The following is a 9,292-nucleotide window of genomic DNA, read 5'->3' as shown; positions in this document are numbered from 1 at the left end:
AACGTGCAGGATCCCAAAAAGACCTCAGACCGCGACCCTTCTGCCGGAGTTGCGCGAATTACGGGCAGACTCCGCGGACGGGCGAACTCCTCCAATACAAGCCCGGTATTTAAACGTTGTGGAAGGGGGGGGGCGACTTGATGAGATGTCCAGAACCTTCGCGTTGATTATTAATACCAACAGAGAGATTAGACGAGGGCAAAAGGGCGAAGATGCACATTCATAAGGTTTTCGGAGGTATTTTATGAATTCCACCTTAACGGAGAAGATTTTGAGGGATCACCTCGTCGACGGGAGTTACGAGCCGGGAAAGGAGATTGGAATACGGATAGATCAGACCCTGACCCAGGACGCCACGGGGACGATGGCATACCTCCAGTTCGAGTCGATGGGTCTCTCCAAGATAGAGACGGAGATATCTGTATCCTACGTGGACCACAACACAGTCCAGGTGGGGTTTGAGAATGCCGATGACCACCGATATCTCCAGACGATCGCCGAAAAGTACGGGATCCACTTCTCAAGGCCCGGTAACGGCATCTGCCACCAGGTCCACCTGGAAAGGTTCGGCCGACCCGGAAGAACCCTCCTGGGCTCCGATAGTCACACCCCCACCTGCGGCGGCCTGGGAATGATAGCCATAGGAGCCGGGGGGCTCGACGTCGCGGTGGCCATGGGCGGCGGCCCTTACTACCTCACCTGCCCAAAGGTGATCAGAGTCAACCTTGAGGGAGAGCTCCCCGATTGGGTAACGGCGAAAGACGTGATCCTGAAGGTCCTCGAAGAGCTGACCACCAAGGGGAACGTGGGGTGCGTCTGCGAGTACGGTGGCGAGGGCGCTCGCTCCCTCACCGTTCCAGAGAGGGCCACCATCACCAACATGGGAGCCGAGACGGGGGTAACGACGTCCCTATTTCCCAGCGACGACGAGACCCGAAAGTTCCTCGCCGCCCAGGGGAGGGCGGATCAGTGGATCCCACTGGAGGGGGACGAAGACGCCGAGTACCATCGGGTCCTGGATATCGACCTATCGGATCTGGAACCGCTGATGGCGGCGCCCTCCAGCCCGGGCAATATCGTACCCGTCAGGGACCTTTCGGGGACGGCCGTCGACCAGGTGATGATCGGATCGTGCACCAACTCCTCCTACGTGGACCTGATGACGGTGGCGGAGATGGTGAAGGAACGCCGCCTCGTCCCCGGGGTCTCCCTGGGGGTGGCCCCAGGATCAAGACAGGTCCTGCAGATGATAGCCGAGAACGGCGGCCTCGGCCACCTCCTCACCTTCGGCGCGAGGCTGCTGGAGTCGGCCTGCGGCTTTTGCATAGGAAACAGCGTCTCCCCCGGGACCGACTCCGTCTCCATCAGGACCAGCAACCGCAACTTCAAGGGAAGATCTGGGACCCCCAGCGCCCACGTATACCTGGCAAGCCCCGTGGTGGCGGCGGCGGCGGCCCTGAAGGGGGAGATCGTCGACCCCAGAGATCTGGGCCAGGATTTTCCCAGGATAAGGATGCCTGAGAGGTTCAAGATCGACGATAGCATGATCATTCAGCCCCCGCCGGCGGCGGAACGGGATAGGGTATCGATCTATCGCGGCCCGAACATCGGGGCACCTCCCACCAACGACCCCATGCCCGAAGATCTCCGAGGAAAGATCACCATCAAGGTGGAGGATTACATAACCACCGACCACATCATGCCCGCCGGATCCCGGCTAAAGTACAGGTCCAACGTCCCCAGGTACTCGGAGTTCGTCTTTGAGCCCCTGGACCCAATGTTCAGCAAAAGAGCAGCAAGCGACAGGGATAGGGGGATCCACAACATCATCGCCGCCGGGGTCAGCTACGGCCAGGGGTCTTCGAGGGAGCACGCTGCGCTATGTCCCATGTACCTGGGGGTCAAGGCTGTGATGGCGAAGTCGGTGGAGAGGATCCACGCCGCGAACCTTGTAAACTTCGGGATCGTCCCCTTCACCTTCGTTTCCGAATCCGATTATACCTCCCTTAAAGAGGGTGACGAGATGGAGATCCCCCGCATCAGAGCTGCCATAGCCAGGGGCGACGAGGTGATCGAAGCCTTCGACAAAACCGGTGGACGGAGGATCCTTTTGAAGACGGAACTGAGCCGGCGCCAGCGGGAGATCGTCATCGCCGGAGGGCTGCTCCCTCATACAGTCATGAAAAATAGGTGAGATGGATCCGGCCTGTGCGGTTCACAGGCCGAAATTTTTCTTAACATCTTGGATCAAATGCTCCCTATTCTTATCCACAAGTCTCAGGGCGGTCTGATCTCCCTCCTCAAAGGAGGACTCCTCTATCGGCATGGGCGATATGTAGCGCCACGTGAAAATTGAGGCAAAATCGTATCTGGGGTTCGTCGTGCTGGCGGCCCGCGCCGTTCCGTCGCCAAAGGTCGATTTGGATATATCGAAGGGGAAGTTATTCCTCCAGAAGGACATGGTATTCTCAATGTCCACCATCTGTCCTGCCAGAACCGGTGCCATCGGGGCCCTTTCGGGTTTTGATATATAAGAGGCCCAGTACATCTCGGCGTAATCTTCGAACCGAGAGTCGTCCATGGAACCTCTTACCGGACTCTCTCCCAGGATGAACGTCTCCTGGGACGAAGTATAGCCGGCTGCCGCAGCAGTGCCCATGAGGCAGACCAGCATGATCATAGCTGTACATTTCAAGATCGGTCACCACCTACCTTTAATAAAATCGCGATGCGACACACTCTGATCAGTACCAACCTATTTATGCCTTATCTGCAGTGAGGTGGGGCCATGCCGGATTGCTTTGAAATTCTGAACAAAGATCTGGCAGGTCGTATCGGCAGGCTTCGGACACCCCACGGCGCCGTCGAGACCCCTGCGCTGATGCCCGTGGTCAACCCCCACCTCAGGCTGATCGAACCTGCTGATCTACAGAGGATGGGCGCCGAGATGCTGATCACCAACAGCTACATAATCAGCCAGGACCCGGAGCTTAAAGAGTTCGCCGAAGATCACGGGGTCCACCGGCTTCTGGGGTTTGATGGGCCGATCATGACCGACTCGGGGGCGTTTCAGCTCTCAGTATACGGAGATATCGATGTTCAACCCCTGGAGATCCTCGAGTTTCAAAGGTCGATAGGCTCCGACATCTCCGTCCCCCTGGACATACCGACACCGCCGGACGTCTCCAGGACGAGGGCCGAGGCGGAGCTGGCGGAGACTGAACAAAGGCTCACCGAGGCGCGGGATCACTGGGACGATGGAGGCCCCCTCCTGGCAGGGCCCATCCAGGGGTCGAAGTATCCAGAACTCAGGTTCGCAGCGGCCCGAAGGGTCAGAGAGTTGGGCTTTGACCTCTGCCCCATCGGGGCGGTCGTCCCCCTGATGGAGGCCTACAGGTACAGCGACCTCGTAGACGTCGTCGCCGCCTCCAAGAAGGGGCTGGGGCCGGCAGCCCCGGTCCATCTATTCGGCGCGGGCCACCCCATGATGTTCGCCCTCGCCGCCGCCCTGGGCTGCGACCTCTTCGACTCCGCCGCCTACGCCCTCTACGCCCGAGATGATCGCTACCTCACCGCCAGGGGTACCCTCCACCTGGAAGATCTGAGATACCTCCCATGCTGCTGCGAAGTCTGCAAAGACCGGTCGCCGGAGGATCTCTCCAAGGACCCTGATAAGATGGAGCTTCTCGCCCGCCACAACATCGCGGTCTCCCTGGCGGAGATGCGGGAGGTGAGACAGTCCATCTGGGAGGGGTCTTTATGGGAGCTGGTGGAGAGGAGGTGCAGGTCTCATCCGAGGATCTTAGACGGCCTGCGGGCCCTCGCCTCCCACGCCAAATGGATCGAGGAACTCGACCCCGTCTCCAGATCGACCTGCTTCTACCTGGGGCCGGAGTCGGCGGTGAGGCCGGAGGTCTTGAGGTACAGCACGCGGATCGAGAGGATAGAGCTCTCAGGGAGGGTTCTGGTCGCAGAACCCGGGGTCGATGAGGAGGGGTACGACCAAGTCCTCTGGTTTTCGCCGCCCTTCGGACCATACCCCAAGGAGCTCGCGGAGACCGCTCCCCTCAACTCCGAGGTTCCGAAAGCCTCCGACGAGGCGGGGCTCTTCGAAGCCCACGCGAACCTCAGGAGGCTGATGGAGGCGAACCCCGCCGCCACCTTCGAGCTGAGGCTGGAAGATCCCCCCGGCTGGGGAGAAGGAACCGAGAAGGTGAAGAGATGACTAGACGCTTTGAGGTGACTATCCGGGACGGTCCCGCCAGGATCGGACGGCTCCGGATCGACGGGACGGTGGAGACTCCGGCGATCTTATCCGGCGGCGAGATCCGGTCCACGGGACCGATCTGGAACTTCCCGACGGTCGAAGACGCTCTGAAGGAGGGCTTTGAACTTTCGAAGAAGACCGGAAAGATCTTCATCGGCCCCCACGTCGCCGCCCCCCTTCACACCGAGCCCCCCTTCGAGGTGGCTCATATACCGACGGACGGCCCCTCCGGAGCGGTCGTCCACCCCCTGGCGAGGGACCGTCCCCCGGCATCCGACGTCTACATCATCGGTGCAGCGGGGTCCCTGCGAAATCCGAGGGAGCTATTGGCCGCCGTGATCGATATCCGAGAGAAGACCCCCTCTGACTCGGCCCTATACGCCCCGGCCCTCGCCACCCCATCAAACCTCGCCCTTCTGACGTATCTGGGGGTCGACCTGGTGGACGAAACGAGGGTCACCGTAGACGGCCTCCTGGGAAGGTACCACCTCCGCGACGGCGCCTGGCCCCTGAAGGAGCTGAAGGACCTCCCATGTCGCTGCGGCTTCTGCGAAGCCATGGAAAAGACTGGGGCAGACCCAGAGCTCGTCGCCCGCCACAACCTCCTGAAGCTGGAGGAGGAGCTGCTCATCTGTCGGGAGATGATCAGGAAGGGGACGATCCGCGAATATCTTGAGAGGCAGGCGAGGGTGGCTCCAGAGCAGACGGTGGCGCTGAGGCTCCTGGACCAGGAGCACCGTTACCTGGAGCGGAGGACCCCGGTATACAGGAAGAGCGTAATGTACGCCAACTCCGCCGAGTCCCTCCACCGGGTGGAGGTGACGAGGTTCGCCGAGAGGGTCCTGGAGAGGTACAGGGCACCCCCTGGCGACGTCCTCCTCCTCCTGCCGTGCTCTGCGAGGAAGCCCTACTCAACGTCGCGGTCTCACCGGCTCTTCGCGACCGCCCTCGGGACCACAAGGCGGAGGATCAAAGAGCTTATCCTGACGTCCCCCCTCGCCCTCGTCCCCAGAGAGCTGGAGGAGGTCTATCCCGCCGCCAGCTACGATGTCCCCGTCACCGGGAGGTGGGACCTGGAAGAGAGGAGGTGGCTGACCCTCTGCCTCGACGGATACCTGGAGAAGAACCCATCGGCCACCATCATCGCCCACATCGACGGGGAGCTGAGAGAGGAGGTGGAGGGACACGGGATCGAAGCCGTCTACACCGGCGGAGGAACGACCGATGAGGCCTTGAAGAGGCTCTCGGAGGCGGCGGCAGAGGCGACGGCAGGCGCAAGAGTCCTGGAGGGGTTCATGGTCCAGCGGTTCTCTGCCCTCGCCGACTACCAGTTCGGCCGGGGCTCCGCCGCCGACCTCATGGCCGGCGAGGTGAGGGTGAAGGGAAGAGAGCTACAGTCCTCTGAGAAGAAGAGCCTCGGATCCATCACCCCCCAGGGGACGATCGCCCTCTCCCTCGAAGGGGCGAAGAGGCTTCTATCCCGGGGCGGGTACGTCGTCGAGATCGGCGACTTCGTCCCAAGGGGCGACGTCCTCGCCCCCGGCGTCACATCCGCCGACGACCAGATCAGGCCGGGAGACGAGGTGATGGTGGTGGGGGAGGCGGCCTTCGGCGTCGGGAGGGCGAAGATGAGCGGCTGGGAGATGGTGGAGTCTACGAGGGGGATCGCAGTGGAGCTGCGACAGGTAGAGGAGGTCTGAGGGATGGGTCGGGGAGAGGATGGACGGCCGGAAGAGGAGAGGGCAGCGGGGACGAGGGAGCTCACCGACGCCGAGAAGGCCGACTACTTCCGGAGGTGCTACACCTCAGCGGACGGCCTCTGGTTCATGAAGGTCGAGGAGATCCAGGGCTTTGAGGAGGCGCTGGAGATCGACCGCCAGGTCTGGTCGGTCCTCCCCAAGATCCAGGCCCGGACCCTCCGGGAGATCCTGGGAGCCGGGAAGGGGATCGGAGGGCTCGCTGAATGCGTAGCAGCCAAGCACTCTGCCGAGGGGTTCGGCTTCGAGGTGGAGGCGGAGGAGGACGGCCGGCTCATACTCACGATATCAAGATGCCCCTGGCGGGACCTTATGACGAAGTCCGGACGGGTCCACCTTTCGGAGAGGGTGGGGTCTGTCATCTGCAACGCCGAGTACTCCGCCTGGGCGGAGGAGTTCTCCGAGGAAGAGAGGAAGATATCCTTCTTCCTTAAGTCCCGGATCTGCCGGGGAGACGAGGTCTGCACCTTCGTCTTTGAGGGATGAAGGAGGATCTTAAAACTCAGATCGACCTCACCCATCCCTGGCCCATATCGACGATCGGCCTCACCTCCTCGACCTCGAAGGTGACGGAGGCGCGTAGCATCCCCGCCGCCGCCTCCCCTATGGCCTTGGAGATCTCCCTTCTCATGGCGTCGATAGCCTCCCCGGAGGTCTCGCAGCTTCTCATCCTCATGTAGACCCGGACCCCCTTCCAGTCGAAGATCCCCTCGCCGGGGAGCATGATCATGTAGACGGCGTGGGGGTTCTCCCGGAGGTTCGCCAGGGTCCTGTTCTCCGCCAGGGCCATGACGACCGTCTTCTCGTCGACCATCCGGGGCGAGCCCATCGGCGCCACGTCGACCTTGCCGTCCCTGTCGGCGGTGCTGAGGGTTCCGATCCGGGGCTGCCGGTTGAAGTACTCCATCAAATTCGCAGGCATTTTGAATCACCTTCTCTGGAATTTTTTGCTTCTCAGGTTATATTTCTGCCGATATCTCAGGCCCTCGCCGCCCTCGCAAGCGGGAAGCCGTCAGCGTTTCCCCCGCCCGGTATGGGGCGAGGTCCGTCGCAGACGCCGTCTCCATCGGCGTCATCGCAGTCGCCGGTCCCGTAGTAATTGCCCCGGGACCCGTCGTCCCACCGGTTATCTGCCTCGTCCCTCGCCGCCTCGATGTTCTTTGAGAGGTCGTTTGCGATGATGGTGTTGCCGCTGGAATGGGCGTCGAGGAAGAGGCCGAGGAGGCTATCGACGATCTCGTTTTCTGTGATGAGGTTTTGGCCAGCGGCCAAAAGGACGATTCCGGTCTCAGACGACCTCACCCGGTTCTGGAGGATCTGGTTCTCGTCTGACCCCCCAGATATGTTGATCCCCTCGGTGCTGTTGGTGACGTTGTTTCTCGCGAAGACGTTCCTTTCGCTCGACTCCGCCAGAGCCAAGCCCACGCGGTTATCGTTGAGGGTGTTGTTGTACGCCGAGGCACCGACGGTGGACCAGAGGCGGATCCCGGCCTTCTCCCCCTCGGCTATGGTGTTGTTCTTCACCTTCGTGAAGTTCGACCTGTCCAGGCATATCCCGTCGTCGTTCTTGGTGACGTTGTTCAGGTCGATGGTGTTGTTGCTGCTCTCCTCGAGGTTTATCCCCTTGCCGTGATTCTCTGTGATGTTGTTGTCTATTATGTTGTTCTTCCAGGTCTTGGAGAGGTGGACTCCGTCTCTGCCGTTTCCCTGGATCCGGTTTCCTATGATCAGGTTCTCGTAGGACTCCTCGGCGCCGCAGGGGGGATCGCTACAATACTCCCAGAAGATGCTCCGGAGGCTGATCCCGGCGTCTCTGTTGAAGGAGATGACGTTGTTTGCGACGAGGTTCATCGACCCCACCAGGGAGATCCCCTTACCGTTCCCCTCGAACTCGCTCTCGATGCCGTTTCTTGATATGACGTTCTCGGTGATGAAGGTGTAGTTGCAGTTGACCGCCCAGATCCCATCGTTGACGCTCTCCCGGATCTCGTTCTCGTTGATGGCGTTGGAGTCGCTTCTCTGGAGGGAGATCCCCCAGTCGTTGGAGAGGAGGCCGTTTCCTTCGATGTTGTTGTTGTGAGAGTTGAAGAGGATCATCCCGTAGCCGTAGGGGACGCCCTTTATGGTATTGTTCAGGATCTGGTTGTTGCTGCTGTTCAATAGGCCGATGGCGGATAGGTCGTTACCTTCGAAGGTGTTGTTGGCGATCTTGTTGAAGTCGGAGTAGACCCTCATCCCGGCGTGGCCTATGACGTCGTAATGCTCGCCGGTGTCGTAGGGCTTCTGCCAGGTGGCTCCGGTGATGACGAAGCCTTCGACGGTGACAAAGTCGGCCCTGATGGCCACGGCCGTCCCGCCGCTCATCTCCACCATCTTCGTCAGTCCAGGGTAGGTCCTCTCGATCTCAGCGGTGGAGCTTCCAGCCCTGAGGACCGGCCTTCCGCCGCCGGTGTCGATGCCCCGGAGGGTGAGAAAGGGGGTGGTTATATTCAGGTTCACCAGGTACTCGCCGCTTGCGACTTCGATCACGTCTCCAGAGTTTGCAAAGCTCAGGGCCGCTTCAATCCTACGGAAGTCGGAGCCGTCCCCCCCCACGGTGATCGTAGCCCCCTGGGATAAGAAGGATGATGCAACGAATATGATAATCCATTTGATCATTAAACGGGTCATGGTGCTCCACCGGATAACTGGATATATCTTAACTGGATAGCCCTTCGGGATAAATAGAATTTGGGCGTCGGCATTTACCTTCCCGCAGACCTCGTCCCTAAGTAGGCGATGGCGGCCAATAACAGGACGAGGAGGGCGGCGAGCCCAGCGTTCAGGAGGGACGAGGACCCATCTTGGGCGGGTCGATCGGAATCTTGATTGTGGCCGTAGAGGTTGAAGCCATGGGATCTTCCCACCACCTCCCCGGAGACTACCTCCAGGTCCACCAGGTCCCTCTCCCCCCCGGCGTAGATCCTCAACACCGTCAGCTTCAGACCCTCCCCCCTGGCGTCGTAGGAGAAGCTCTCCCCCGTCGCAAGGACCGAGGATCTGAGGGGTCCGTGCTCGTCCCGGAGCTCCAGCCATACGACCCCCGCCCCCGGCTCCACGTCCATCACCACCACCGTCAGGTTATCCGCGAAGGTGATCGTCTCTCGCGTCGACATGAAGACTTCGGCTCCGCCTGCTGTATGCATAATTAGTAGAACTGATACCAGGAGATACGCTATGCGGCTCATATCGACTTATCCCAATTGTTGAACATCATCCTCGAGGCGGA

At 60.8% G+C, this 9,292-nt stretch carries 8 protein-coding genes; 4 read left to right on the top strand and 4 right to left on the bottom strand.

Annotated elements, in window-relative coordinates; genetic code table 11:
• The first annotated feature begins 244 nt into the window (after positions 1-244).
• Entirely contained in the window at positions 245-2,194 is a 1,950-nt protein-coding gene (locus P0O24_RS05080) for an aconitate hydratase (protein ID WP_316968656.1), read from the top strand.
• Positions 2,195-2,215: 21 nt separating this feature from the next.
• Here the strand turns inward: P0O24_RS05080 and P0O24_RS05075 are convergent, their stop codons facing one another.
• On the bottom strand, positions 2,216-2,680 hold the full coding sequence (locus P0O24_RS05075) for a hypothetical protein (RefSeq protein WP_316968655.1): 465 nt from the start codon (positions 2,678-2,680) through the stop codon (positions 2,216-2,218).
• 108 nt (positions 2,681-2,788) lie between these two features.
• Here P0O24_RS05075 and tgtA point away from each other — a divergent pair, with 108 nt between their 5' ends.
• The 3 genes from tgtA to P0O24_RS05060 are packed head-to-tail and all read left to right on the top strand — an operon-like array spanning position 2,789 to position 6,510.
• A complete protein-coding gene (gene tgtA, locus P0O24_RS05070; RefSeq protein ID WP_316968654.1) occupies positions 2,789-4,225 on the top strand; it encodes a tRNA guanosine(15) transglycosylase TgtA in 1,437 nt (478 codons plus the stop codon).
• Positions 4,222-5,967, top strand: coding sequence for an archaeosine synthase subunit alpha (gene arcS / locus P0O24_RS05065; RefSeq protein ID WP_316968653.1), 1,746 nt, complete (start codon positions 4,222-4,224; stop codon positions 5,965-5,967). The genes tgtA and arcS overlap by 4 nt, the downstream gene beginning before the upstream one ends.
• A 3-nt stretch (positions 5,968-5,970) precedes the next feature.
• On the top strand, positions 5,971-6,510 hold the full coding sequence (locus tag P0O24_RS05060; RefSeq protein WP_316968652.1) for a DUF6125 family protein: 540 nt from the start codon (positions 5,971-5,973) through the stop codon (positions 6,508-6,510).
• 16 nt (positions 6,511-6,526) lie between these two features.
• Here P0O24_RS05060 and P0O24_RS05055 read toward each other — a convergent pair whose 3' ends face one another.
• The 3 genes from P0O24_RS05055 to P0O24_RS05045 all read right to left on the bottom strand — a co-directional run bounded on the left by P0O24_RS05055 (position 6,527) and on the right by P0O24_RS05045 (position 9,209).
• Positions 6,527-6,946: a pyridoxamine 5'-phosphate oxidase family protein gene (locus tag P0O24_RS05055; protein ID WP_316968651.1), complete on the bottom strand. Its 420-nt coding sequence runs from the start codon at positions 6,944-6,946 to the stop codon at positions 6,527-6,529.
• 56 nt (positions 6,947-7,002) lie between these two features.
• The gene (locus P0O24_RS05050) at positions 7,003-8,682 is read right to left on the bottom strand and encodes a NosD domain-containing protein (RefSeq protein ID WP_316968650.1); all 1,680 of its coding nucleotides are present in this window, start codon (positions 8,680-8,682) and stop codon (positions 7,003-7,005) included.
• A gap of 86 nt (positions 8,683-8,768) precedes the next feature.
• Positions 8,769-9,209: a hypothetical protein gene (locus P0O24_RS05045; protein ID WP_316968649.1), complete on the bottom strand. Its 441-nt coding sequence runs from the start codon at positions 9,207-9,209 to the stop codon at positions 8,769-8,771.
• Positions 9,210-9,292 lie beyond the last annotated feature (83 nt).

This window comes from Candidatus Methanocrinis alkalitolerans, from assembly GCF_029167205.1.
Taxonomy (GTDB): Archaea; Halobacteriota; Methanosarcinia; order Methanotrichales; family Methanotrichaceae; genus Methanocrinis; species Methanocrinis alkalitolerans.
The sequence above is the reverse complement of the archived record's forward strand: the minus strand, read 5'-3'. Positions and strand labels throughout refer to the sequence as shown.

Bases quoted from the DNA above. Each gene is read 5' to 3' on its own strand.
- P0O24_RS05055 (WP_316968651.1), bottom strand. From the start codon at position 6,946: ATGCCTGCGAATTTGATGGAGTACTTCAACCGGCAGCCCCGGATCGGA.
- P0O24_RS05050 (WP_316968650.1), bottom strand. From the start codon at position 8,682: ATGATCAAATGGATTATCATATTCGTTGCATCATCCTTCTTATCCCAG.
- P0O24_RS05045 (WP_316968649.1), bottom strand. From the start codon at position 9,209: ATGCATACAGCAGGCGGAGCCGAAGTCTTCATGTCGACGCGAGAGACG.
- arcS (WP_316968653.1), top strand. From the start codon at position 4,222: ATGACTAGACGCTTTGAGGTGACTATCCGGGACGGTCCCGCCAGGATC.
- P0O24_RS05080 (WP_316968656.1), top strand. From the start codon at position 245: ATGAATTCCACCTTAACGGAGAAGATTTTGAGGGATCACCTCGTCGAC.
- P0O24_RS05060 (WP_316968652.1), top strand. From the start codon at position 5,971: ATGGGTCGGGGAGAGGATGGACGGCCGGAAGAGGAGAGGGCAGCGGGG.
- tgtA (WP_316968654.1), top strand. From the start codon at position 2,789: ATGCCGGATTGCTTTGAAATTCTGAACAAAGATCTGGCAGGTCGTATC.
- P0O24_RS05075 (WP_316968655.1), bottom strand. From the start codon at position 2,680: ATGATCATGCTGGTCTGCCTCATGGGCACTGCTGCGGCAGCCGGCTAT.